This window comes from Candidatus Zixiibacteriota bacterium, assembly GCA_040752815.1.
Taxonomy (GTDB): Bacteria; Zixibacteria; MSB-5A5; order GN15; family FEB-12; genus JAGGTI01.
In genome coordinates, this window is sequence record JBFMGC010000003.1 from 106,905 (window position 1) to 132,338 (window position 25,434).

Annotated in this window: 25 protein-coding genes; 11 read left to right on the forward strand and 14 right to left on the reverse strand. The window is 58.3% G+C overall.

Annotated elements, in window-relative coordinates; all coding sequences use genetic code 11:
• Nucleotides 1-56 precede the first annotated feature (56 nt).
• From AB1772_01800 to AB1772_01810, 3 genes are all read left to right on the forward strand, one after another.
• Complete coding sequence (locus AB1772_01800; protein MEW5795072.1) at nucleotides 57-650, forward strand: TetR/AcrR family transcriptional regulator; 594 nt, start codon at nucleotides 57-59, stop codon at nucleotides 648-650.
• Nucleotides 651-847: 197 nt separating this feature from the next.
• Nucleotides 848-2,665 (forward strand): DUF4153 domain-containing protein, encoded by a 1,818-nt coding sequence (locus AB1772_01805; protein ID MEW5795073.1) that lies wholly within the window; start codon nucleotides 848-850, stop codon nucleotides 2,663-2,665.
• 13 nt (nucleotides 2,666-2,678) lie between these two features.
• Nucleotides 2,679-2,816, forward strand: coding sequence for a hypothetical protein (locus AB1772_01810; GenBank protein ID MEW5795074.1), 138 nt, complete (start codon nucleotides 2,679-2,681; stop codon nucleotides 2,814-2,816).
• 43 nt (nucleotides 2,817-2,859) lie between these two features.
• On the opposite strand, the gene ispG is transcribed toward AB1772_01810, so the two are convergent.
• Nucleotides 2,860-3,948 (reverse strand): flavodoxin-dependent (E)-4-hydroxy-3-methylbut-2-enyl-diphosphate synthase, encoded by a 1,089-nt coding sequence (gene ispG, locus AB1772_01815; GenBank protein MEW5795075.1) that lies wholly within the window; start codon nucleotides 3,946-3,948, stop codon nucleotides 2,860-2,862.
• A gap of 77 nt (nucleotides 3,949-4,025) precedes the next feature.
• On the opposite strand from ispG, the gene AB1772_01820 reads away from it, so the two are divergent.
• Nucleotides 4,026-4,433, forward strand: coding sequence for a hypothetical protein (locus AB1772_01820; GenBank protein ID MEW5795076.1), 408 nt, complete (start codon nucleotides 4,026-4,028; stop codon nucleotides 4,431-4,433).
• 36 nt (nucleotides 4,434-4,469) lie between these two features.
• Complete coding sequence (locus AB1772_01825; GenBank protein MEW5795077.1) at nucleotides 4,470-5,471, forward strand: DUF1028 domain-containing protein; 1,002 nt, start codon at nucleotides 4,470-4,472, stop codon at nucleotides 5,469-5,471.
• A gap of 5 nt (nucleotides 5,472-5,476) precedes the next feature.
• Here AB1772_01825 and AB1772_01830 read toward each other — a convergent pair whose 3' ends face one another.
• Nucleotides 5,477-5,857 (reverse strand): YraN family protein, encoded by a 381-nt coding sequence (locus AB1772_01830; GenBank protein ID MEW5795078.1) that lies wholly within the window; start codon nucleotides 5,855-5,857, stop codon nucleotides 5,477-5,479.
• The gene (locus tag AB1772_01835) at nucleotides 5,844-6,506 is read right to left on the reverse strand and encodes a ribonuclease HII (protein MEW5795079.1); all 663 of its coding nucleotides are present in this window, start codon (nucleotides 6,504-6,506) and stop codon (nucleotides 5,844-5,846) included. Before AB1772_01835 ends, AB1772_01830 begins: the two co-directional genes overlap by 14 nt.
• A 332-nt stretch (nucleotides 6,507-6,838) precedes the next feature.
• Between AB1772_01835 and AB1772_01840 the strand changes: the two genes are divergently transcribed.
• Entirely contained in the window at nucleotides 6,839-7,498 is a 660-nt protein-coding gene (locus AB1772_01840; GenBank protein MEW5795080.1) for an RsmD family RNA methyltransferase, read from the forward strand.
• A 340-nt stretch (nucleotides 7,499-7,838) separates the two neighbouring features.
• Here the strand turns inward: AB1772_01840 and AB1772_01845 are convergent, their stop codons facing one another.
• The 7 genes from AB1772_01845 to ffh form a co-directional block, all read right to left on the reverse strand.
• The gene (locus AB1772_01845; protein MEW5795081.1) at nucleotides 7,839-9,068 is read right to left on the reverse strand and encodes a DUF5700 domain-containing putative Zn-dependent protease; all 1,230 of its coding nucleotides are present in this window, start codon (nucleotides 9,066-9,068) and stop codon (nucleotides 7,839-7,841) included.
• A gap of 270 nt (nucleotides 9,069-9,338) precedes the next feature.
• A complete protein-coding gene (gene rplS, locus AB1772_01850) occupies nucleotides 9,339-9,722 on the reverse strand; it encodes a 50S ribosomal protein L19 (protein ID MEW5795082.1) in 384 nt (127 codons plus the stop codon).
• A gap of 36 nt (nucleotides 9,723-9,758) precedes the next feature.
• Nucleotides 9,759-10,490 (reverse strand): tRNA (guanosine(37)-N1)-methyltransferase TrmD, encoded by a 732-nt coding sequence (gene trmD, locus AB1772_01855; protein MEW5795083.1) that lies wholly within the window; start codon nucleotides 10,488-10,490, stop codon nucleotides 9,759-9,761.
• Nucleotides 10,487-11,029 carry a ribosome maturation factor RimM gene (rimM, locus tag AB1772_01860; protein MEW5795084.1) on the reverse strand — a complete coding sequence of 181 codons (543 nt, stop codon included), beginning with the start codon at nucleotides 11,027-11,029 and terminating at the stop codon, nucleotides 10,487-10,489. The genes trmD and rimM overlap by 4 nt, the downstream gene beginning before the upstream one ends.
• A complete protein-coding gene (locus AB1772_01865; GenBank protein ID MEW5795085.1) occupies nucleotides 11,030-11,260 on the reverse strand; it encodes a KH domain-containing protein in 231 nt (76 codons plus the stop codon).
• A 74-nt stretch (nucleotides 11,261-11,334) separates the two neighbouring features.
• Nucleotides 11,335-11,760, reverse strand: coding sequence for a 30S ribosomal protein S16 (gene rpsP / locus AB1772_01870; GenBank protein ID MEW5795086.1), 426 nt, complete (start codon nucleotides 11,758-11,760; stop codon nucleotides 11,335-11,337).
• 27 nt (nucleotides 11,761-11,787) lie between these two features.
• Nucleotides 11,788-13,110, reverse strand: coding sequence for a signal recognition particle protein (ffh, locus tag AB1772_01875; protein MEW5795087.1), 1,323 nt, complete (start codon nucleotides 13,108-13,110; stop codon nucleotides 11,788-11,790).
• A 241-nt stretch (nucleotides 13,111-13,351) separates the two neighbouring features.
• On the opposite strand from ffh, the gene AB1772_01880 reads away from it, so the two are divergent.
• The 3 genes from AB1772_01880 (at nucleotide 13,352) to AB1772_01890 (ending at nucleotide 17,410) form a co-directional block, all read left to right on the forward strand.
• Nucleotides 13,352-15,244 carry a hypothetical protein gene (locus AB1772_01880; GenBank protein MEW5795088.1) on the forward strand — a complete coding sequence of 631 codons (1,893 nt, stop codon included), beginning with the start codon at nucleotides 13,352-13,354 and terminating at the stop codon, nucleotides 15,242-15,244.
• An 83-nt stretch (nucleotides 15,245-15,327) separates the two neighbouring features.
• A complete protein-coding gene (locus AB1772_01885) occupies nucleotides 15,328-15,729 on the forward strand; it encodes a VOC family protein (protein ID MEW5795089.1) in 402 nt (133 codons plus the stop codon).
• Between the two features lie 214 nt (nucleotides 15,730-15,943).
• Entirely contained in the window at nucleotides 15,944-17,410 is a 1,467-nt protein-coding gene (locus AB1772_01890; GenBank protein MEW5795090.1) for an amino acid permease, read from the forward strand.
• A gap of 256 nt (nucleotides 17,411-17,666) precedes the next feature.
• On the opposite strand, the gene AB1772_01895 is transcribed toward AB1772_01890, so the two are convergent.
• A complete protein-coding gene (locus tag AB1772_01895; GenBank protein MEW5795091.1) occupies nucleotides 17,667-18,677 on the reverse strand; it encodes a SpoIIE family protein phosphatase in 1,011 nt (336 codons plus the stop codon).
• 352 nt (nucleotides 18,678-19,029) lie between these two features.
• On the opposite strand from AB1772_01895, the gene AB1772_01900 reads away from it, so the two are divergent.
• Complete coding sequence (locus tag AB1772_01900; protein ID MEW5795092.1) at nucleotides 19,030-19,371, forward strand: GYD domain-containing protein; 342 nt, start codon at nucleotides 19,030-19,032, stop codon at nucleotides 19,369-19,371.
• A 319-nt stretch (nucleotides 19,372-19,690) separates the two neighbouring features.
• Here the strand turns inward: AB1772_01900 and AB1772_01905 are convergent, their stop codons facing one another.
• The 3 genes from AB1772_01905 to AB1772_01915 form a co-directional block, all read right to left on the reverse strand.
• On the reverse strand, nucleotides 19,691-20,635 hold the full coding sequence (locus AB1772_01905) for an SDR family oxidoreductase (protein ID MEW5795093.1): 945 nt from the start codon (nucleotides 20,633-20,635) through the stop codon (nucleotides 19,691-19,693).
• A gap of 116 nt (nucleotides 20,636-20,751) precedes the next feature.
• Entirely contained in the window at nucleotides 20,752-22,239 is a 1,488-nt protein-coding gene (locus AB1772_01910; GenBank protein ID MEW5795094.1) for a glycosyltransferase family 39 protein, read from the reverse strand.
• Between the two features lie 3 nt (nucleotides 22,240-22,242).
• Entirely contained in the window at nucleotides 22,243-23,652 is a 1,410-nt protein-coding gene (locus AB1772_01915) for a hypothetical protein (protein MEW5795095.1), read from the reverse strand.
• Between the two features lie 156 nt (nucleotides 23,653-23,808).
• Between AB1772_01915 and eno the strand changes: the two genes are divergently transcribed.
• On the forward strand, nucleotides 23,809-25,107 hold the full coding sequence (gene eno / locus AB1772_01920; protein ID MEW5795096.1) for a phosphopyruvate hydratase: 1,299 nt from the start codon (nucleotides 23,809-23,811) through the stop codon (nucleotides 25,105-25,107).
• The last annotated feature ends 327 nt before the right edge of the window (nucleotides 25,108-25,434 follow it).

The window sequence follows — 25,434 nt, forward strand, 5'->3', positions numbered from 1 at the left end:
TCCATTGACTTTGTGGATAATCATTGTTAGTTAGTCCTAACAACCATAGGATTAAGATGAAACCTAAAATCGACCGCAAGTCACAAATCCTGGTGTTCGCTACGGAGGCATTCAGCCGCGATGGTTACGACAAGGTAACCGTTAAGCAGCTGGCCGATCAATGCGGCATCACTGAACCGGCAATCTACCGGCATTTTGCCTCTAAAGACGCAATTTACATTGGCGTTCTCGAGTCCCTTCGCGACCGGCTCAAGTACGAGGAGCTGTTCAAACAACTGGAGCAGGAGAACGATCTCGAATCGCTGCTCAGATCGATAGCCCGTCACATTATCGCGTTCTATACGGAAAACGCCGATATTTATCGCCTGCTGCTGTACGCCGCGCTTCGCGGGCACGACAAGGCCAAGCGGATTTTCGAGCTGATTAGGGGACCGTATGTGAGGTTCCTGGTCGAGCAGCTCGACCGTATGCACCAGCAGGGGCTGATTGTCAAGAAGCAGAGCGAGATCACCGCGAGGTGTTTTGTCGGCATGGTGTTCGATTGCGCGATGGGCAACTCGCTCTGGAAGGGACTACAGGGCAAATCCTACGACCCGGAGACAATCGTCAACAACAACGTCCCGATCTACGTGCGGGGGTTGAAGTCCTGACCTGGGGCCCGGGGGACGACCACTCTTCCCCGTTCACACGGCCTCTGCCCGCCTGTGGCTCTGTTGTATCTCGCAAACCACTTGTTGACCCGCGCCGCCTGAGGTGAGAAGTTTGGTTTCGGCGACCCTCAAGGTTGCGACTTTGCAGGCGCGTTATGGAAAGCCCCTGACCGGGCACTCAGACAGGTGGTGAAGGTATGAGCGTGTTCAGGAGATTCCCCTCTTACGATCAGATAATACATGGGGCGGCGGCATCGGCCGCCCGTTTTCCGCTCTCGCTTATAAGCGCCCTTATCGGCGTAGCAGCAGCGGTCACGCTGGCCGATCGCGATTATGACGGCCAGTATCCCGTGCTCGAAAAGCTCCTGGCCTGCGCTGCGCTCGGAATCCCACTATTTGTAGCGCTGACGACATTCGCGGAGAAACGCCTCTGGGCGCGATCCGGACAACTCTTCCTGCAGTCGGCAGGTGTCGTGTTACTAACCGCATACTACTTTTCTTTGCCGGCAAAAATCAACGAACCGATGTACCCCATGGTCCGGTTCGCACTGCTCTTTATCGGTTTGCACTTCCTGGTCGCATGGCTGCCCTGGACCGGCAGGGACCAGGTGGTCGGATTCTGGCAATACAATAAGACGCTTTTTCTACGACTCCTGATATCCGGGCTGTATTCGGTGGTGCTGTTCCTGGGTCTGGCGCTGGCGCTGGCCGCGATAGACCACCTGTTCGAGGCCGACATCCAGCCCGAGACCTACTTCCGTCTCTGGATAACCATTGTCGGCCTGTTCTTCACCTGGGTCGTCCTGGCCGGTGTGCCGAAAGACCTGGCCGCGCTCAACCAAAGCGACGAGTATCCGAGCGGCCTGAAAGTGTTCACACAGTTCATACTTTTGCCGCTGGTCGGAATATATTTCGTGATCCTGATCGCATACGAGGCCAAGATCATCATCGAGTGGAACTGGCCCCGGGGGTGGGTATCCGAACTGGTTCTCTGGTACGCGGTGATAGGGATACTCTCGTCGCTGCTCCTGCATCCATTGAGAGAGCGAATCGAAAGCCGGTGGATTGAGGCGATCTCAAAGTGGTACTATTTGAGCCTCGTGCCGCTCGTGGTGATGCTCTTCCTGGCCATCATGCGAAGAATCTCGGACTACGGCGTCACGGAGAACCGCTATTTCGTGCTGGCGATGGCGGTAGGGCTGGCGGTTGGGGTGGGGTACATGATCGTCTCCAAACGGAAAGACATGCGCCTGATTCCGATCATTATCTGTCTTATAGCGTTTCTTTCGGCTTACGGCCCCTGGAGCGCGTTCGCCGTCTCGCGCGGAAGTCAGCAGGCGCGGCTGGCAGCACTTATGGCCAGGAACGGGATGCTGGTCGAGGGCACGGCCCAGAAACCTCCGGCGGAACCGACCCTCGAAGACCGGCAGCAAATGAGCAGCGCAACGAGTTATCTCAACGAGATGCATGGACTCGATGCGTTTGCGGAATGGCTGCCGGACAGCACGCGACAGGGATTGGATACGCTCCCGTTCTATACCAGAGACGAGGCCACCACGGAGAAGCTTGGTTTTGCGTATGCCAGCCCGGCCGTGGCATTTGACAGGGGTAAGTTCGCACCCCTCAGACTCGGCGATGAGGAACCGATAAGCACGGAGGGCTACGATCTGATGCTCCGGTTTGACGACTTGTCGGCATCCAAGTCGATCAGAAACTTCACTCTTGAGTCGGACACCTGTCGGCTGGAATTCGATACCGCCAGTTGCCGGCTGACTCTGCAGTTCAGGGGGGTATCGTATGACACGAGCGCCGTTACGGTCGTGTCCATGAGAGAACGTCTGCCTGAACTTATGGAGAAACGGAAGAGCGATGACCCGTCTCCTCAGGATATGACTTTCCATTCGGTGGATGTCGATTCGTCGGCGATGGTAGTGTTGAAAAGCATATGGTTCGGCGGGGATAGTCTGAACATCCGTTCACTCAACGGCTACCTATTCTTGCGCCGGCCCAAATGAAAAAACGGGTCTGGTGGCCCACGTTTCAGGTCTGGTGGGCCACCCGGCCTCCGCCAAAATCGTACTGAACTGGGTTAACGGGCGGAGAATCGACAACAATGTGGACATCTCCGGCATGAGCGGCATGATCTTTCTGCGGCGACCCCAATGAAAAAACCCCGTTTCCGGGGCCTCTTCGATCATCGTGTCCGTGACTACCGCTGCACCTTCTCGCCGGTCATCGCCTCGATCTCGTCTAACAGCATTTTTTCCAGCTCCGCCTCCGGCGCGGTCTTGATGATCTCGCCCTTTTTCATCAGAATCGCCTTCCCCTTGCCGCCGGTGATGCCGACATCAGCCGCCGCCGCCTCGCCGGGACCATTCACCGGGCACCCCATAACCGCAACTTTCAGCGATGACTTCATATGCTTGGTCTTCTGCTCGATCGATTCCGCCAGTGGAATCAAATCGATCTGGCACCGCCCGCAGGTTGGGCAGGCGATAATCTCCACGCCCTCTTTTCGTAACGCGCACGACTTGAGAATCTGCTTGCCGACCCGGATTTCGTGAATCGGATCCGCTGAAAGCGAAACGCGGATTGTATCGCCGATACCAGTGAGAAGAATCGCGCCGATACCCACCGAGGATTTGACCGTGCCGGTCTCAAGCGTGCCGGACTCGGTGATTCCCACGTGCAGAGGGTAATCGCACCGCTGGGCCAGCATGTGGTAGGCCCAGAAGGCGGTATTGGTGCTGGTCGATTTGACCGAGATAACGATATCGTGAAAGTCCATTTCTTCGAGAATGGCCGCCTCGCGCAGCGCCGCCTCGACAAACGCGCGGGGGTCGTCGTGGCCGTACTGCTCGAGCAAATCCTTGGGAAGCGAACCGGAGTTGACACCGATCCGTATCGGAATGCCCTTATCCTTGGCAGCTTTGGTGACCTCGCGGACTTTCCAGTCCTCGCCGATGTTTCCGGGGTTTATCCTGATCTTGTCAAACCCGGCCGCAATAGCCGCCAGGGCCAGCTTGTACTGAAAGTGTATGTCGGCGACCAGCGGACGGTCGACTTGCTTCCTGATTTCCGCCAGCTTTTCACCGGCATCGGCGTTTAGCACCGACAGCCGCACGATATCGGCGCCGGCCTCGAATAACTGGTTTATCTGTTTAACCGTGGCGGGCACGTCGCGGGTATCAGTCGTAGTCATCGATTGAATCGCGATCGGAAAACCACCTCCGATGATGACATTGCCGATCTTGACCGCGCGGCTTGAGCGTCGCTGCACCGGATAATTAAGTTCCATAAGCTTTCTTGACCACCTATCAGGCGAGTGATAATTTACCCGTTGTACGGAACAGTGCAAACGAAAGTTGGTTTCCCTTGATTTGGCTGAAACGTCTGCTGCCGCTCCTGGTCCTCGGCATGGCGGTGGGCGGGTATGTGCTCTGGGATCGCTGGAATTCAGAGAAACGATCTTTGGAGGAAAACCGCCTAGCCCTGGTCACCGCGCAGGTGTGGATCGCCACCGCCCGGTACCGCTACGATCCGGAGCGATTTGTCGCGTACCGGGACTCGCTGCTGCAGGCGGAGTCGGTTCCGCGTGAGAAGGTGCTCGAATTCCTCAACGGACGTGAAAACCAGCCGGAAGACCTTCTTCCGTTTGCCCAAAAAGTCCAGAAGTGCGTTGATTCGCTTTACAGGATTGAAGACTCTATCGTGCGCCAACGAAAGATCGACATGCGCGATTCGGTACGCGCAGCCGCCCAGAGTCCGGTCGATCTGCGCTAGCCCGGTCTGTTATCAAGTAGTCGCGAGGACGCAAACATGAACAGATACCTGATTTCTCCCGCATTAGTGATCACGGCGGTCTCCAGCGTGTCGTCCGGCGTTGACGCCGGCGAACCGGCCAGGCAAGAGCCAATAGCCACGTTTTCAATCGTGGCGCGGGACTCGGCCACCGGCGAACTCGGTGTGGCGGTGGCCTCGAAGTTCTTTACGGTCGGCAATGTCGTTCCGTGGGCGAAAGCAGGAATCGGCGCAGTAGCCACGCAGGCGTTCTGCAATACGTCGTTTGGCTGGCGCGGGCTGGATATGCTGGAGACGGGCATGACTCCCGAGCAAATTCGCGACAGCCTGCTCAAGAACGACAACGATCCCGGCCGCCGCCAGTTCGGCATTGTCGCCGCCGATGGCCGCTCGGTCACTTACACCGGCGACGGCTGCTCCGCCTGGGCGGGAGGGCGCTCCGGCCTGAATTATGCGGTGCAGGGCAATATTCTCGCGGGCGAGGCGGTGGTGGTCGCTATGGAAAAGGCCTTTCTGCAGACGGGTGGCAATCTTGCAGATCGGATGTACGCAGCTCTTCTGGCGGGCGAGGCGGCCGGCGGCGACTCGCGAGGTAAACAATCCGCAGCCTTGCTGGTAGTACGCGAGGGTGCCGGCTACGGCGGCTATACTGATAGGGCTATCGATATCCGCATCGATGACCACCCCGAACCGTTTCTTGAACTGGGGCGCATCCTGAATATCGCTCAGATGAACTACTCCTGGAATATCGCCTGGACCGCGTTTACCGAAAAGCGGTTCGCCGATGCTCTGCCGCCCATGGAGCGCTGTGCCACACTGGCCCCGGACTATGGTGAAGTTTTCTACGATCTCGCGGTGATTCGCCTGGCGAACGGAGACAGGCCGGGTGCGCGGGAGGCGCTCAGGAAAGCGGTGGTATTGAATCCCAAGCTGGTGGCGCAGGCTCGGGTGGATAGTGATCTCGGCGCCTTACACGGCGACGACAAGTATGAGACGATATTGAGAGAATCGAAGGAGTAGGCCGGCTAAGCAACCTCAAACGCGTTCGGATAGTGCTCCAGTTTGCCGCTCTGAAAGGTGATTACATCGAAGCGGAAATCGACGCCGCTTAGGTCATTGCTGATGATGTATTGCCGGGCGGAATCGGTCATGTGGGCGATTTTCTTCTTATCTACTCTCTCGATCGGATGACCGAACTTCTTGCCGACCGACGCTTTTACCTCCACAAACGCGATCACATCCTGCTTGCGCACAATAAGATCGATTTCCCTCCGCCCCGCGCGCCAGTTGCGCGCGATGATCTCGAAACCGTTGTCAGTGTAGAAACGAGCCGCCAACCGCTCGAATCTTCTTCCCGTTTCGATTCTGCGCCGGTTCTTCGGCTTTGGGTTCTTAGAAGAGGGCATACTGGTTGACCAGTTCGGCCACGGGGCGGAAGGTTCGTCTGTGAATGTCGCACGGCCCGTGCTTGCGCAGTTCCTGAAGGTGCTCCGCGGTCGGGTACCCCTTATGCGTGGAAAACGAAAAGCCGGGGTAAAGCTCCTGGTACCGATCCATGATCCGGTCGCGGGTAACTTTGGCAATAACGCTGGCGGCGGAGATGGCGCGGCAGCGGCGGTCTCCTCCGACCACCGCAAACTGGGGCTGGGACAGATTTGGAATCGACGCATTGCCGTCGACCAAAACCACATCGGGGCGCGGATCGAGGTCGATCACCGCCTTGCGCATCGCGCGCAGCGATGCCTGCAGGATGTTGATCTGGTCGATGGTCGCATGATCTATGATGCCTACCGCGCACGGCAGCGACAGCCCCACGATCTGCTCGAATACGTAGCCTCGCCTGGCCGGCGTGAGCTTCTTGGAATCATCGAGCCCGTCGATCTCGACTTCACGCGGTAAAATCACCGCCGCCGCGACGACCGGTCCGGCGAGCGGCCCGCGCCCGGCTTCGTCGACCCCGCAAACACCCGAGTAGCCGCGCTCGTAAAGCATCGTCTCGAGGTTTTCGAGAAACGCGCTTAGTGTAGTGTCTGACAGGATCGATTTGATGGCCACACGATGCTCCGGACTGACAGTGTCGTGTAGACACGCCGGGTTCACTATAAACATTATGTCGGCTGGTCAAAACTCTTTTGTTACCTGACCACGCCGGGTATTTTGGGCCCGAAGGGCAGGACCCCTATGGTCCTGTGACGTGGCAAAGGTGGCGAGAGCGACAATGTCGGGACCGTAAAGGTCCCGACATACGGCTGAATAGGTGGTACGTGGGCGGCAGACCTCCCGGTCTGCCCCGGGCAAGGTGACGCGGGAAAAGGGACGGGCGAGGCCCCCGGATCAAGTCCGGGGCAGGCTCTGCCGCCCACGAAAAAACCGTACGAAACCAACACATGTCCAAAGAACGTCAACTCGAATTCAGAATCATCGCCGGTGAGCTGAAAGGCAAAAAGATCGTCACGCCCGATCTCGGCATAACCCGTCCGCCGTTGTCGCGACTGCGCAAGGCGATTTTCGATTACCTGACGCCTTACTTGGACAACGCCGATTATCTCGATCTCTTCAGCGGCACCGGTTCGTACGTCTTCGAGGCGGTCTCCCGCGGCGCAAAAAGCGGCACCGGCGTGGAACTGGAGCCCCGCCTGGCCGAGGCGATCAATTCGCAGGCGACAAAACTTGGTGTCGGGGACAGACTCCGATGTCTGACCGGCGATGTCTTTACAGTCATCCCAGCTCTCCAGCAGCAGGGATCACGATTCGATATCATTATGATGGCTCCGCCGCAGTACAAGGGGATTATCGATCTCACTCTGAAGCTCTTGGCTGAGCATAGACTCATTATGGGCGTAGGTCAAAAACCTTCTGGTTTTGATATCTCCAAGGGACCGGATGTCGAAACCGCAGGGGTTTCGACCTACAGGGGCGAGGATCGTACGTCGCAGATCATCTGCCAGCACGATACATCGGAAACAGACAAGATTGACTGGGGAGCCTGGCGAATCGTACAGCAGCGAAAGTACGGGAACACGACGTTTACGATTCTCGGGATGTAGCTGTCGGGTTGCGCGTGGGTTTTGCGTACTGTGAGGCGACACCGGCTGACAGCGGACCGACGGCCCAGCCTCCGAGTGGGATTAATCATGGCTGTGCACTACGGTCACTGTCGGCGAAGACACCCCCAAGTCACCCTGAGCCTGTCGAAGGGTGACTACGTGACGGTGACACGGCCCGACAGTGACGGCGTCGGGACTGCAAGGGTCCCGACCTACGTTTGAGAGGAAAGTAGGTCGAATCCAGACCCGCTTCGGGGCGGATTCGACAACCGTTAACGTCCCCGACCCGTCACGGACAATCAGGAAAAAGGCGCACGGTACGTGACTTGGACAAAGGCCATCAGCGGTGAGTTTTCAGACTGTCAGCGCCTGGGCTGACTTTTGCGTTATACCGCTCGAACAGAGTAAGGGGATGTTTGATTAGCTCGTGTACTGCCTCGGGATTGAATCCCTTGTCGCTGATATGCGAGACCATCCACCAGCCCAGGGTGTAGACCAGCGACGGGCGATCAATCTCATGCGCTTTCACCTCCCGCTCCAGCTCATCCTCCGGAATTGTCCGGCTCAGATACTGACGAAGGACGCTCCTCGCAGCCTCCTGATAGGTGTTGCCCAGCCAGTCCGAGGCGACCTCTTCGGCAACCTCACCGCTCTTCACCAGGGCCATCATCTTATCGAGCTCCCGTAACCAGTGCACGACCACCGCGGTATCTTCCTTGATTGTGCGATTGAAACCCTCGGGAGGATTACAATGCATGGCGGTACCCTCCGTGACCAGCCTCCGGATCAGCCGGTTTCTCCAACGGATCGTCCAATCTGCGGCTTCGTCCCGCGAGGGCGCGAAGTACGGCTGCGCGAAGATGTGATGGAACTCGTGGGCCAGCACGGGCTCGATGCCGTCGGCGGACAGCGTGTCCAGGCCCTCGTAGCGGGTGTCCGGCGACCGACGCGCCAGGACCAGAGAATACAGATCGAAACAAACCTGTCCGTCATGGGCAAAAGCATCGCCGTTCCCGTCGAATATGAAAAACGTCTCGGGGATTTCGTGTTCGCCGTCCGGGAGCCAGCGCTCCGCGATGCTGCGGCAAGTGTCAAGATCAATCCGCGAGCTCAATCCCTTGATCCAGCTTCGGACCGACGGAAGATGCACGGTTATTTCAAGCAGGTTGCGGGAGATATCGGCCGGGCTGGGGATGGCCTCATAGGGGAGGGCCAGTAGAATCCGACGGTGGTCATCCGGCTTCACGTTGCGGAATTGCCGGTAGTACAGACGATAGGCGGGCGATTCAATAAGCGCATGGATGCGGCGAACCAACGCTGGCTTTGATTCCTTTGCGGCAATCAGGCTGTCCAGCAAGGCATCGCGCTGTTGTCTGGGGAGCGATGATAGTCGGTCAGTGATAGAGTCACAGTTCGGGGACTCATCGACCGAGGCCTGTAGTACGTCCAGCAGGGCCGTGGCGGCCGAGAAGTCGACCTGCTGTTTCGCGGTTTTCGATGATTCCCGGTAGCAGCTCAGCAAGTTTGAGGATACGACTGCACAGGCGAGGAAAAAGAGAACAGTTCGCACTTGACCACCTCAGCGAGTGGTACGGCGAATCTGAAGTTATGTTGCACGCTCTGGGAATTGAGTCGAGCGCAGGGAAACGATCGGTACGCAAGAGACTGCCGGGAAGCCCGCCGCGGCGGGACCAGGCAACACGAACGGCGTCAGGTCTCACTCCGAGCCCGACCCGCAGGGCGAGTCGGGCTCGGAGCAGGGCCTGACGCAACGGATCCGGGTCTGTCTGGAGAAAACTGCCGGGCAGTGTCGCCCGGCAGCACTTTTGAAAAGCACCGGCTACTTCTTCTCCGGCTCGCCGTTGCCTTCTTTCTCGCTGCCGGTCATGCCTTCTTTGATTCGCGCCGATTTGCCGGTCAGATCACGCATATAATACAGCTTGCCGCGCCTGACATGACCCTGGCGAACCCGCTCGATTTTCGCCACGTTCGGCGAATGCAGCGGAAACACGCGCTCCACGCCTATCCCCTCCGAAATCTTTCGCACCGTGAAGGTCTCGCCGGTGCCTCCGCCGCGACGGCTGATCACGTCCCCCTGGAAGATCTGAATACGCTCCTTGTCGCCCTCTTTGATGCGTACATGCACCCGCACGGTGTCGCCCGAACGGAACTCCGGGGTGGTGTCACGCATGAACTTCTTTTCAATCTGTGCGATTCGTTTCATGATGATGTCCTTTCTATATCAACTTCTCTATTCGTCTCATTCTGACGGCCCTTCATGATCCGCGGCTCTCAGTCTACGGAACAGATCTGGCCGGTTGCGCCGGCATTTCTCCAGGGCGGCGTCGGTACGGAACTGCTGGATCCGGGCATGATCGCCTGATACGAGCACCTCCGGCACCTTCAGACCGAGATACTCGGCCGGCTTGGTGTAGCACGGGGCGCCGGTGATCTGGTCCATGTGCGAATCACCCAGCGCCGACTCGAAATTGCCCAGCACTCTTGGAATCAACCGCGCGACTGCGTCGACCATCACCGCCGCGGCCGGTTCGCCGCCGGTGAGGACGTAATCGCCGATCGAAACCTCGTCGATCTCATACAGGCTCAACAGCCGCTCATCCACGCCGAGGTAGTGGCCGCAGATAATCGTGAGCCGCTCACACAATGAGTACTCTACCGCCAGCGATTGCGCCAGCACCCGGCCTGCCGCCGAGGTGAGAATCAGCCGCTCTTTGGAGGGCCTCTTTTCTTTGCCCTTGTGCGGCCATCCGAGCGACTCCAGGCAGCGGTCCAGCGGCTCAAGCATCATCACCATGCCGCCGCCGCCGCCGTACGGGGTGTCGTCGACCGAATGATGCTTGTCGACCGCGAAGTCACGCGGGTTTACCAATACTATGTCAAAGAGCTGCTTGTCCCACGCTTTCCCGATCAGTGACTGCCGCATGGACAGGCTGAAATAATCAGGAAACAGTGTGACAATCTCAAACTTCATGATCCGTTTTTCTCGTCCGTGTCGTCGAACATGCCGCCGCTCACCACTACTACCGTGCGCAGGACGGTGTCGATCTTTCGCACATAGTCATTTACCGCCGGAAACAAGACATCTTTACCGCTGTCAGTCCTGACCACGTACACGTCGTTGGCCGGGTAGCGAATCACGTCGATAATCTCACCCAGGCGCCGTCCGTTGTCGGCATCGCGCACCGCGCAGCCGACCAGGTCAAAAACGTAGTGCGTATCCGGCGGCAGCGCTACCAGTTGCGTTCTTGCTACGGCCAGTTGGCGATTGGTGTACCGGGCGGCATCCTCACGACTGTCAATTCCGACAAATTTGATCACCGGCCGTCCCCCGATAACTTCCGCCGCCTCGATTTCGAGTTCGCGCCAGGCGTCCTGTTCGCTCACCAGAATCCGATCCAGCTCGCCGAACCGTTCGGGGAAGTCGGTGTCGGGGGTTATCCAGATCCAGCCGTGCACTCCGCGGGCGCGACCGAGACGGCCGACCAGTATCAGATCTCCTTTGGTTTCCAACTACTCCAGTATTTCCAGCACTGCCCGTTTGCCCTGGCGCGCGGCCGCCGCCGCCAGCAGCGTTCGGATCGCCCTGGCCGTCTGACCGGATTTGCCGATCACCTTGCCGAGATCACCCGCGCCGACTCGCAGTTCGTAAACCGTCGTGCGCGAGCCTTCTACCTCGCTGATCGCAACCGCCTCCGGGTTGTCTACCAGCGCCCTGACAATCGTCTCGAGGAAATCCTTCATGGCGTATCCTCACCAATGCCGACTTGTTCACGCCGGGTAACCGATCCCGGGCAAGTGGCCGGCCGCAGCCATTATCAACCTTCGGTCTTCTCGCCTTCGGCCGGAGGCTGGGCCGCCGCCGCGGCTTCGGCCTCAGCCGCCTGTGCCCGGGCCGCCGCCGCCTTCTTGGCTTTCCGGGTCTTCTTCTTGCGCTCCGTAATCGTGGCCTTGAGGGCCAACTCGGCCACATCCTGACCGGCCCGGACTTTGTGATACTTCTCAGTAAACCCGATCTGCGTCAGGAGCGAACTGACCGTATCGCTCGGCTCGGCGCCGGTGTTCAGCCAGTAGGTGAGTCGTTCCTCTTTGACCGACACGACCGCCGGGCGCTCGATCGGGTTGTAAGTTCCCAGCACCTCCAGAAAACGGCCGTCGCGAGCGCGGCGCGAATCCGCCGCCACGATACGGTAATACGGGCGCTTTTTCTTGCCCATCCGACGAAGTCTAATGTGTACTGCCAACTACCAAATCCTCCTTAGAGTTTATCACTAAAACGGCATTAAGTTCTTGGGTAAACCTTTGAAATCTTTCTTTCCAATCGACACAAACATCTTTTGCATGGCGAAGAACTGCTTGAGCAATTGATTGACCGTCTGCACCGATGTGCCCGATCCGAGCGCGATTCGCTTCTTCCGGGAGCCGTCGATAAGGTGCGGATGGCGCCGCTCCTGCGGGGTCATCGATTTGATAATCGCCGCGGTGCGCTCGATCTCGTTCTCGTCGAATTTGATCCCCTTGAGCGCCTTTCCGATTCCAGGCACCATCCCCAGCACCGACTCCAGCGGTCCCATCTTTTTGAGCTGGTTCATTTGCTCGAGAAAGTCCTCGAAGTCAAACTTGGCCTTGAGCAGCTTCTGCTGGAGCTTCTTGGCCTGCTCCATGTCGACCGTGGCCTGGGCCTTCTCGACCAGCGTAACAATATCGCCCATGCCGAGAATGCGCGACGCCAGGCGGTCTGGATGAAACGGTTCCAGATCGCCTAGTTTTTCGCCCACCGAGGCGAGCTTGATCGGACAGCCAGTTACTCTGCGGATCGAGAGCGCCGCGCCGCCACGGGCATCGCCGTCGAGTTTGGACAGCACCACACCGGTGATATTGAGGCGCTTGTGGAATACGTCGGCGACATTGACCGCATCCTGGCCGGTCATGCTGTCGGCGACCAAGAGAATCTCATGCGGCTTGACGGCCTTCTTGATCTCCTCGAGCTCAAGCATCAGGTCGTCGTCTACGTGCAAACGCCCGGCGGTGTCTAAGATAACCAGATCGATGAAGCTCTTCTCGGCATGTTTCACCGCCTGGCGGCAAATCTCTACCGGGTTTTGTCCGTCGAGAGAGAACTGCTCGACCTGGATCGAATCCGCCAGCACCTTGAGCTGTTTGACCGCGGCGGGGCGGTAGATATCGGCGGCCACCACGAGCGGTTTTTGATTTTTGCGCTTGTGCATAAGCGCCAGCTTGCCGACCAGGGTCGTCTTGCCGGAGCCTTGCAGGCCGCAGACCATGTAGATAGTGGGGGATTTGTCGACCGGGGCAAGCGGGGCGGCTTTCCCGCCGAGAAGTTCGACCAGCTCGTCGTGAACGATTTTGACAATCTGCTGGCCGGGATCGATAGACTTGAGTACCTCAGTGCCGACTGCTTTCTCCTGGACCGACTTGACGAAATCGCGCGCCACCTTGAAGTTGACGTCAGCTTCGAGCAGCGCCTGCCGGACTTCGCGCATAGAGTCCTTGATATTCGTCTCCGAGATCTTGCCAAGGCCGCGCAGCTTTTTGAAGGCAAGCTCGAGCTTGTCGGTCAGATGTGAGAACATGGCACTGAGTTTGTGGCGATCACCTCATGGGTCGATGTTACTCTATCTTGTTTCTCTTCAGCCCCAAAGGCCCGGGTAATATAGGGATTTGGTGAGAAAGGGCAAGGGGGGGACGAATCTTTGCCGTTACTCAATCTGAATCCACTTTTCCCTTGTTCCCCTCTCTGGGGTGACCTATTATCAAAGCTTGATTCGGCCGTTTCCGGCGCGCGACGTGTATAATTGAAGTCGAAAGTAACTCATGATGTTGGTACACAAGGCCTTGCGCATCACGAAAAAAATCCCGGCCCGCGTTGCCCTTCTCGCGCCAGTTGCCCTTCTCATGGTTCTGGCCTCCTGCGGCGATGACGAGACTATAGTCGAGCCAACTCCGGCGACTCCCACTTTCCGCCAACTCACCAGTCTACCGACTGTCACGACCTGGGAAAAAGTGTGGGGCATCCCCGGTGGCGATATCTTCGTCATGGGTGACGACGGCCTGGTCTTCCGCCGTCAGGGGGGGACCTGGGACAGCCTGAATTCGACCATCGACACCAAGCGGACGTTTTACTCAGCCTGGGGCACAGCAGGAAACAATGTCTACTTCGTTGGCCGAGTGGCTGATGTCAGCCATGCGGTAGATACTACCACTGTCTACTACGATGACCCGGTTCTGGAGAATTACAACGGGATCAACTTTGCCGCGGAGCCGTTTTCAGGGGTCCAATGGGGCCTGTACGACGTGTGGGGCAGTTCCGCATCGGATATCTTCGCAGTGGGGCTCGACGGTACTATCATGCATTATGACGGCTTTCTCTGGACTAATATGACCACCGGCGGTAACAGCCCCGTGTGGCTTAACTCGGTCTGGGGGAGTGCAGATAGCAACGTCTTCACGTGCGGCACCGATGGCAGCCTGCTTCGCTACCGCAGTGGGTCGTGGAGCGTCATGCGCGCGCACACGTTCGAGGACCTCTGGGATGTCTGGGGGCTCTCTGAGTCCTCGATATACCTGGTCGGTTCGCGGGGGACGGTTCTCCGGTACGACGGCTCAAATGTAACCAGGATGACAACCCCGACCACCAACTCCCTGTATAGCATCTGGGGAGACAGCGACAACAACCTGTACGCGGTCGGCTGGGGCGGCAAGATTCTCCATTATGACGGCAATGACTGGACCGAGGATACGGTCCTGACCGGCTTCGGCTTTCTGAGCATTTGGGGCAATGCCGCAAACGACATCTACGCGGTCGGCCAAACATCGTTCCACTTCGACGGCCTAAATTGGTCACCCATGAACATTCGCGACGAGCCGGATTTCACCGATGTGTGGGCCGGAACCCGTTCCAGCGCGCGAGAGGCGGTTGCGGTAGGCACGGGTGGACGAATCCTGCGATCATCCGGCGGGGACCTGTTTACGACTATGACTGTCGACGGCGGTTCTGTCACAACTGATTTCAACGGCGTCACGGGAGTATCGGATAGCGCCTGGTTCATAGTCGGCGATGGCGGCGTGATCCTCGCCCGCGATCAAACCGACCTGAGCAACTGGGTATCGATGACTTCAGGTGTGGCTGTCGACCTCAACGGCGTCGCGGCTATTTCTCCCAATGCTGCTTTTGCTGTCGGCGACGGCGGAACCGTTCTCCGCTATGACGGCGCTGACTGGCTGCCAATCACCGGGCTTACCACTAATAACCTAAACGACGTCTGGGCGACAGAATACCTTGGCGACACGGTCGTCTGGATAATCGGCGATGCTGGCACGGCTCTCGTGTATGAGCAGCGCCAGTGGGACACGGTCGATACTCGCACGTCAGTCGACCTCAAGAGCGTTCACGGGATCTCATACCAGGATGTATACGCGGTCGGCGATAACGGTACCTTTGTGAGTATGATGGATGCCGAGGTGGGGGGTGCGCCGGAACCGTTGGCCGCCGGTGAGAACCTCACGTCGGTCTGGTCGATTTTCACCACTGACGGCGGTCGCATTTTCGTAAGTGGCGAAAGTGGCACAGTAATGGTTCGGTCGGCCGGAACGTGGAAGACTCTCGATACCAAAGTCGGTATGAATCTAAACGGCCTATATGGCTTCAGTGCGACCGATCTCTTTGCCGTCGGCGATTTCAATCACATACTGCACTATCGACCGTAGTAGTGCAGGTCAAAAACTCCTGCGCCAGCTTACTGTGGTGATGTGCTCACTTTCAAGGTATCTCAAGCTCCTGACAAGCCAGAATGAAAGCCCTCTTCATTCTCTACGTAGCTGACCAGGAAGCGAGTGCATCGTTCTATTCACGGGTACTGGGCAAGGCGCCTGACCTGCATGTGCCGGGGATGACCGAGTTCGACCTCGGCGACGGCGCCACACTGGGCCTGATGCCGGCCCGTGGAATCAAGCGTCTGCTCGGCGCTACGCTGCCGGTCCCGGGTACGGCGCAAGGCATTCCCCGCTGCGAACTCTACCTGACCGTCGCGAGTGCCGAGTCATATCATCGACGTGCACTCGATGCCGGCGCCAGAGAGCTCAGCGGGCTGTCCCTGCGAGCATGGGGCGATACGGTTGCATATAGCCTTGATCTCGACGGTCACGTCCTGGCTTTCGCAGAGCGAGACCGGGCGGCCCGGCGGGGCACATAAGAGCGAAACGTAGTGTCGACAAAGCCATGGGAGGCCACGCCTCACCGGACCTAAACCCCCCTCATTTCCGATAAGGCGGGCAAGGCAACGGGTACCAGCGAGATGTGGATGTTGGGCATCAGACTCCTGTTGGTTCAAACTTGATTTGGACTCAAACGCTCCACACTTTTGCGAGACATAGTTAAGACTAACGCATCCCGTGAGGGCGAACGAAATGACCTCCGTCCCAGGCGAATCCCAAGTACACCGCGAATTCAAGCGAGAACTGCGCCTTCTCGACGCCAGCATGATCGTCATCGGCTCGATGATCGGCTCGGGCATATTTATTGTCAGCGCCGATATCGCCCGCACGGTCGGCTCGCCCGCGCTGCTGCTTCTGGTCTGGCTCATAACCGGTGTGATGACCGTGATCTGCGCGCTGAGTTACGGCGAGCTGGCCGGTATGATGCCGCAGGCCGGCGGGCAGTATGTCTACCTGCGCGAGGCCTACAACCCGCTGATCGGGTTTCTATATGGCTGGACGCTGTTCCTGGTGATTCAGACCGGCACTATTGCGGCTGTCGCGGTGGCGTTTGCGAAGTTTACCGCGGTGGTGTTCCCCTCGGCGGGCGACGACAACGTGCTGTTGTCAATTGCAGGGATCAAGATCACCGCCGCCCGCCTGGTGGCGATCGGCTCAATTGTCCTGCTCACCTGGGCCAACACGCGCGGCATTCGCGGTGGAAAGATTATCCAGGACATTTTCACCAGTGCCAAGACTATCGCGCTTATCGGGCTTATTCTGCTCGGCATTCTGATCGGGCGCAACGCAACCGCTATCGGAGCCAACTTTTCGGATATGTGGAGTGCGTCGTGGACCCGTGTGGCCGACGGCCAGATTGTGGCGATAGGACCGCTCTCCGGAATTACGTTGCTGGCGGCGATTGCAGTGGCGATGGTCGGATCGCTGTTTGCTGCCGACGCCTGGAACAACATAACTTTTGCAGCCGGTGAAGTGGTCAAGCCGTCGACAACGCTGCCGCGCAGTCTCTTAATCGGCACCGGTACGGTGATACTGCTGTACCTGGTAGCCAATGTCGCTTATCTAATGATCCTTCCGTTGCATGGCACGCCGGATGCCACTGATGTGGTCGGGCGGGGAATACAGTTTGCAGCCAACGATCGCGTGGGCACGGCGGCGACCGCGGTGATGTTTGGTGACATCGCCACGTTGATCATGGCGATCCTAATCATGATTTCGACCTTCGGCTGCAACAACGGCTTGATTCTGGCGGGGGCGAGGGTCACCTACGCTATGGCGAAAGACAACCTTTTTTTTGCTCAGGCCGGCAGGCTTAATAGATTCAGCGTGCCGGCGGCCGCCCTTTGGGTGCAGGCGATCTGGGCGAGCCTGCTCTGTCTGACCGGAACCTACAGCGACCTGCTTGACTATGTCGTTTTTGCCGTGCTGGTGTTTTATGTCCTGACTATCAGCGGGATATTCATCCTGCGGCGCAAGCAGCCCAACGCCGAGCGCCCCTATCGGGCCTTCGGCTACCCGGTCTTGCCCGCTTTATACGTGATCGCCGCGGCGCTTATCTGTCTGGCGTTGCTGATCTACAAGCCGACCTACACCTGGCCAGGAGTAGTGATTGTGCTGCTCGGCCTGCCGGTGTATCTGGTGTGGAAAAAGATCCGGTGAATTGGGGCCGCTAGGAGTTGTAGCGTCGACAGCTCGGGTAGAGCAGAATTCATGGGTCGCTCGCGCCGGCCAGTGACCGGCGATTCTGCCATACGTCGCCACAGGCAGCCTGTAAGCACCGGGGCACCAGTTGCGTGCGAGACCCCGGTGGCCCACCTTACGGGTGGGTTTATAGAGACGGGACGCGCGCATGAGGAGAGAAACCCACCCAAAGGGTGGGCCACCAGACGTTTTAGAGCCTGATCTTACTACCGGCTTACGGCTTTTTCTTGATTGCTATCACGGTCAGGTCGTCATCGAAGGAATCGTTACCCGTGAACCGGCGAATCTCTCGCACGAGTTCGTCGAGAAACACTCCCACCGGTTTGGCCCGATTAGCCACGCAGAAGCGCGCCAGACGTTCGTCACCGAACATGTCCTCGTTTGCATCCGCGGCCTCGGTAACACCATCGGTATACATGACAAGCAAGTCGCCGGCACTGATCTGCACCACCCGTTCGTCGTAACTAAACTCCTCATGTACGCCGAGAACCGTGCCGGTAGCAACGAAATACTCGCGGAAGCCGTCAGCCCGAACGCGAATGATCGGACAATGGCCGGCGTTAGCGTATCTCAAAGTGGTTGCCCCCGATTTCGCATCCAGGTCAAGACATGCCAGCGAGATGAACTTGTTAATCGGCACGTTACGGCAGAGCCACCAATTGAGTTTACTGACCAGCAGGCTGGGCGAGCGGTGCTCCTGTGCCAGCACTCGGATCGCGCCCTGCAAATTGGACATCAAAAGTCCGGCCGGGATCCCCTTTCCCATGCTGTCGGCGATTACCACCTTGGTGACAGTCCCGGTTTCATCGCGGAGAAAGTCGTAGTAATCACCACCCACGGAACTCGCCGCTAACGACTTAACTGCGAAGTCGAAACCGGGTATGGTCTCCACCTGCTGCGGCAGGAGTGCGCGATGGATCCGCGCAGCAATGGCGAGTTCCTCTTCCAGGCGGGCTTGTTCCTCGGGAGTAATGCACCCCAGGCAGATTTCGCGGATCGGCTGCACCTCAAGACGGTGATATTCAACCTCTTCCTTGCATACCTGGCAGATCCCGAAAGTACGATGTTCGATACGGGTGAGCGCTCCCCGTATCTCTCCCAAAAGGCCACGCACTTTGTCCGCCTCGATTGCTCCCTCGGCGGAGAGCGAATCGAGGTAGAAATTGAGCAGGCTCTCCCGTTCGACCAGGATAGTCTTGAAGTGTTCGAAATCGGCCGCGGTCATGGCTTGGTTCCTTCTTTGGGTTTGGCTGCTGAATGTGAATACGAGGCGTCGACAAGGCAAGTTGCGCAGTGGCCGCCAAATGTGATACCGGGTCGCGCCGCTCGCGGCCCGCCCCGGCCGGGGCCTCGCCTGCCCGAGTACCCCGCAAGCGTCTGGGGCGGCGTGGGGGTCTGCGGCCGACTCTGCCGGGGCCGAGAATTTCGCTGTCAAAATCTCCCAAATGTACTATATTATAAGTGTTCACCGGACGTGACCGGTAATATGACGACGATTTCACATCCCGCCTGCCATCACAGTATCACGAGCGCCACGTCGGTGCACCTTGAATGAGACGACCCAAAGGAGGTTTGCCGTGAAGACGTTCGTTCTAATGACCCGGATGGCGCATCAGGACGCCGACATCATGGAAGTCGCGACCAAGCTCAAAAGTCGGGCGCAGCGGCAGAGTGAATGGCTTCAGACGATAAAGGCGCGCTGCCCGAAAGTGCACTGGCTCGCCCATTATGCGCTGCTGGGCCAGTGGGATTTCATGGACATCTACGAGGCCCCGGACGAGGAAACCGCGGCGGTGGTATCGCTGTTGAGTCGGGCCAACGGTGCGCACCACGTGGAGAGCTGGACGGCGATCCCAAATTCCCGCTTGATGGAGATCGCCGACGCTCTCGAGAAGGGCTGCCCGGAGGACAAGCACTAACCGGTATCAGATTTTGTGCGTGGTGGACGCCCTCGTCCACCACTTTCTTCACACCACACAGGATCCCTGTGCCCCACCCGCTAAGGGTGGGACGTGGTTTACTCTGGCGCAAAACAGGCCCCGGTAGCCCCCCTGTTACCGTTAGAGTGAGATTCCTTTCGCGTGAAGAATGATGTCGGGTTTCGCGCTCAATTAGACAATACGCGGAACCCGGCCTGCGGTCCCCCTTACTGGCACATCTGCACTTGGGAGTTTCGAGACAATCCCGTTGGGTGGAGAACTAGCCTTCCGTCCAGTAGACGAAGCGCGCGGTGTTCCCTCAGCGCGCCCTGGATGCAGGCTGGCCGGCAAAGAACGCAACCGTGCGCCTGAGGCCCTGGTCGAAATCGACGGCCACCTCAAAGCCGTGTTTCTTCAATCGGTCGATAGCCGCAAAAGAATGGCGGATATCCCCCGGACGGGGTTTGTCGTACATGGCCTGGATATCGATCCCCATAATTGCCCGCAATCGCTCGAGAAGCTGATTGAGCGTATACTGCGCGCCACAGGCGCAATTGAATACGCCGCCGGACATGGCATCGGTCTGGGCCGCCAGGAGATTGGCGTTGACCGCATTCTCGACATAGGTGAAATCGCGCGACTGCCCGCCGTCGCCATACACGACCGGCGGCTGCCCGTTCTGCAGTGCCGTGATGAAGCGAGGGACCACCGCTGCGTATTCGCTCTTGGGATCCTGGCGCGGCCCGAAGACATTGAAATAACGAAGCGAGACGGTCGGCAGCTTGTACAGTTGCCAATAGACTTTGCAGTAATATTCGTTGGTCAGCTTGTTGACCGCATAAGGTGAAAGCGGCGACGGGACCATCTGCTCGTGCTTGGGCAGTTCCTCGGATTCACCGTAGACGGAGGACGACGACGCAAACACGAATCGCTTTACCCCGGCTCTTTTGGACGCCTCCAGAATGTTGAGCGTGCCGTCGACGTTGACGGCGTTGGAGGTCAGCGGATCGGCCACCGAGCGCGGTACCGATGGCAGCGCCGCCTGGTGAAGCACAAAGTCCACCGCCCGCGCCGCCTTGGTCACCGTGGCGAAATCACGAATGTCACCGTCGATCAGGTCAATATCCTTCTCGAACGACGCAATGTTCTCGTATTGCCCGGTCGAAAAGTTGTCGAGCACACGGACCTCGTGGCCTAGTTGCAACAGTTTCTCCACGATATTCGAGCCGATAAACCCGGCTCCTCCGGTGACCAGATATCTCATTTGTACCTGCTTTCAGTCCTTGCTCGTACTTAGGGTATCGGTACTGTCCCGAGAATCCTTACGTTTGGCGGACAGTCGCTGTCGCTTATAGAACGCAATGATAACGGCCTGCTCCATTAGTTTGTTCCCGTCGTGTGGGATGCCGATGCGGTTTCGTCCGTGTCGATACAATAGGCCAATGCCACCGCAGCCAGGGCGGCGAGTATTGGGATGATCGGAAAATGAAACCGCCCGATGGAGAAGAAAACGAAATGGACTGCGGTCCAGTAGCCGACCGTGAGCAGCACCAAAGCTGTGGAGGCATTGCGGTGAATTCGTGAACGGATTACCACCGGCAGGGCCAAGGCCGCCAGCAGTAGCACGATAAGATACCAAGATTCGGTGAGTACAGCTAACCCCAGCCAGCCAACGCCGCTGCCCGATTCGGCTACGCGGAAGAGCTGGTAGTCCAGCGGGTCGACATCGACCGCATAGAAAAACATCACCTTGATGACACCGCGCCCCAGGAAAGCGAACGGTTTCTCGCGAATGTAGTCCCATGCCTGGGCCGACGCGGCGCTGTCGACATAGGCTTCCTTGCTGGGATCCCACAGGTCGAACTGAAGCGCGGCATGATGATTGTACCCCATGCCGGAGCTTGGCTGATTTCCGATGAACAGATTGATACCAGTATTGGTGCTCAGGCAGGCGCGCCCTACGGCATGGTGATTTCTGATGATCCATGGCGTAACCACGAGGGCGAAACCGGCCAGGCCGAGAACTGTGCGGGCAGCGGCAAACCTCCAACTGCGCGACTCCAAGAACCAATAGAGGGCTACGATACACAGGAACGGCGCCGAGATCGTCCGAGTCAGGGTCGCCAATCCCAGGAAGAGTCCGCCAAGACAGACGACCGCCCACCAGTGTCTGATTCGACTCCCTGCCACGAACAGTAGAAGCGCCAGAAGGAAAAGCGGCGTGAAAAGCATCTCCGACGCCAGCACGTTGGCGAAAAGCACCTGGCTGGGGAATAGTGCCAATATGAGAAGGCTCCAACGGCCAATTCTCTCGCCCCAAAGGCACCGGACGAGCAGGTATGACAGTAATACTGTCGCTGTTCCCAGGAAGATATTGGCAATGGCACCGATGACCGGAACGTGGCCGAATACCAGATATATCCGGGAAAGCCAGAAGGGGTAACCGGGCGGCCAATACGCCGTGAGATGCGCACCATTGTAATAGCCGCCGTCGGTAGCCCACTGCCAGCCGAGCTCATCGTAGCATTGGAAATCCTGCCAGAGATTGAACGGGAGCACCACAACGGCGAATGTGCGAAGGGCGAATGCGACCAGCAGCCACTGCCAGAGCAATCTCGTTTTATCAGATGTGACCAGATACCGGTCCAGGCGCCCGGCGAGCCGCAGGAGCCAGCGAGATAATAGAACCACCGCACCCACCTCACCCAGCGAGATAAGGCAGATCTGCATCAGTTGCCACATGAACGAGGTCACGCTGTGATCCGGGCTGAGAAAGAGAAACAGCTCGCGAAAGACATCGAAAGCGAACAGCGCTACGACCGCGACAACGATCGACAGCGATCCGGCAGCGTATCTCAGTGTCGTCATGGTTTACTTGCTCCGCCGGTAGATGACGTACTGTGCGGCTGTGTCATTCGGGAACGATCGTGCCAACTCGTAATACTCCAGGAATCTCGACGTGTCGACAAACAGTGAGATCGGGCTGCCGACCCCGGCGCCGACCCAGTCCGGTCTCAGGTCGAGAACCAAGTCCAGATACCGACCGCCGTGATTATACGCTACCGCGGCGGGCGAGACCAGCCCGTCGCGGTCAAGAATTCGACAGCGGGAGTAATAACCGATCTGGCCGATATCCTCGGCGGCAACTGTTTCCGACTCCAGATTAACCTGTTCGGCCAGATAAGCGGCAGCCGGCTTGAGCACGCTCTCGGCGTAGGTTTGCTGACTGCGAAAATAATCCGCCTGGCGGTAGAGTCCTAGCCCACCGACAGCGATCACCCCAACAACCACTATTGGCAGTAATCTCGTCTGGTGGATATGCCATGTTTTCCATTTCTCGCTCAGGACCAGCACCGACGCTGCCCCGAGGAGGATGAATACCGGGTAGAGCGGCGCGAGATACCAGAAGAACAGCCGGCTGCCGCCGAAAGTATAGAAAGAGATCGTGACCAAGAGCCAGGTCGCCTCGAGTTGACCGAAATCCTGTTTGCGGATAAGCCACGTTCCGCCGAGTAAAGCGGCTGCTATCAGCATCCAGCCGACCGGACTGTTCAGACCCAGGATGTAGGTTAGATTAGCGATCCAGCCCTCCGCCCCAAACCGGCTGTAAAGCGCCAGCTTGGCCGTAATCGCGTGAGGCACTATCGAACCGAAGTAGAATTGCGCGAATGCCAGCCACGGAATCAGGAGCAACGCCGGCGTGGATAGGTACCTTTTCCAAGCGCCGCAGTCAGCTTTGCACGACGAAATCAGCAGCAGAAGCAGCACCAGCGCCCCCTCGGGGCGAGTGAGCGAGGCGAGTGTGGCCAGACCGATAGCGTAGTATCTCAGCTTCCTGTGCTGATAGTAAAACGCTGCGGTGACCAGCAGCGTGTATAGCGCGGTTTCCATGCCGCTGGAGTCGGCCGGCACCGATCGGGGCCAGACCACATAAACGAGGGCCGGAATCAAGGCGAGACTTCCGAACCGAAGCAAAGCAGCAAACCGATACAGCAGGGCCGCGGTCAGCCCGGCACAGAGTATTGATATCAGAAGCGACCCGATCGGGGGTCCGATATACAGTAGTCGAAGCACGGAGAGAATCCAGGCAAACAGCGGGGTCGACGTGCCCAACACCCGCTCGCCGAGATTGTAAACGAATCCGTTCCCGGAAGCGAGGTTTTCAGCGTAGCGAAAGGTGATAAAGGCGTCATCGGCGACAAAACCCGTGTACAGATGGAAACCCACGCGCACCACCACCGCCGCAAGGAATACACCCCCGAGTTTGAAACGAAGAGACATAGGTGAAGTCAAAGTAGCGCGCCTGCCGCAGAGGTCGCAAGTTTGAAACCGGGCGGCGGGTTACTGCCTCGCATCGCAACAACTATTTTCTTGTCCCGCCGATTTCCTGCCGATAAGTTCACCCAGGCAAGAGCATACGAACAGAAAGGATTCTCAATGTCCGATTTTCAGTATATCCACGCCCGCCAGATACTCGACAGCCGGGGCAATCCTACTATTGAAGTCGACGCCTGTCTTTCTGACGGTGCCCTCGGCCGCGCCGCGGTGCCGTCGGGCGCATCCACCGGCGCCCACGAGGCGATTGAGCTGCGCGATGGGGACGTGTCGAAGTATTTCGGGAAGTCGGTCGAGACTGCGGTCGCCAATGTCAACGATAAGATCGGCCCGGCGCTTATCGCCGATGAAGTCGACCCGTTCGATCAGGCCGCGGTCGACAACTACATGATCAGAATGGACGGCACCGAGAATAAAGGGAAACTCGGCGCCAACGCGATTCTCGGCGTCTCTCTGGCCACAGCAAAGGCGGCGGCGGAAAGCCGGGGGCGGTTCCTGTACGAGTATATCGGCGGCTGCAACTGCAAGATACTGCCGGTGCCGATGATGAACATCCTCAACGGTGGCAAACATGCGGACAACAATGTCGATTTGCAGGAATTCATGATCATGCCGGTTGGCGCAAAGGATTTCCCCACCGCGCTGCGTATGGGCGCGGAGGTATTTGGTCATCTTAAGAAAGTACTACAAGCGCGCAAGTACAATACGGCAGTCGGTGACGAGGGCGGTTTCGCGCCGGATTTGAAGTCGAACGAGGAGGCGCTCGAGGTCATCATGGAGGCGATCGGCAAATCGGGTTACAAGGCGGGCAAAGATATCATGATCGCGCTCGATCCGGCCTCGACCGAGTTTTATGACGCCAAGTCAGAAAAATACCATCTGGCCGCGGAAGGGAAGAAGCTCACCAGCAAACAGATGGTTGATTTCTACGCCGCCCTGTGCAGGAAGTATCCGATTATCTCCATCGAGGACGGCCTCGCCGAGGATGACTGGGACGGCTGGAGGTTGCTGACCGCGGAACTCGGCGAAAAGGTGCAGATTGTCGGCGATGATCTGTTTGTCACGAATCCCAAGCGGCTGGCGCGGGGAATCAAAGAAGGGTGCGCCAACTCGATTCTGATCAAGCTCAATCAGATTGGCACGCTGACCGAGACGCTGGACACGATTGCCATGGCTCAAAAGGCTGGTTTCACGGCGGTAGTGTCGCACCGCTCCGGTGAAACCGAGGATGCCACGATATCCGACGTAGTAGTCGCCACCGGCGCGGGGCAGATCAAGACCGGCTCGTTGTGTCGTACCGACCGAATCGCCAAGTACAATCAGCTGCTCCGCATTTGCGAGACAGTCGGCGCGAGCGCGGTCTATCCTGGCCTGGCGGCGTTTTTAAACATAAGACGATAATCGGTAGCCCTCGGCTTTGCTGTGGGTTTGTTGTCCTTACAGGGCTACCCTCGCCTGCACGCCCACACGGCCCGGTGGCCCACCTGCTTGCAGGTGGGGTCTGATTGGTCCTGGTGGCGCACCGGCACTCCACCCAACGGGTGGGAGCTTCATTGCGACAATCGAGTCAGCAAAAGTAGGGCAGAATCCCTTGGTCGCGTGCGTTTGCGCGCGGCCGGCGATTCTGCCACCGTCGGCTCTATAAAAACTCGACCGGTACCCCACCCAACGGGTGGGAGCTTCATTGCGACAATCGAGTCAGCAAAAGTAGGGCAGAATCCCTTGGTC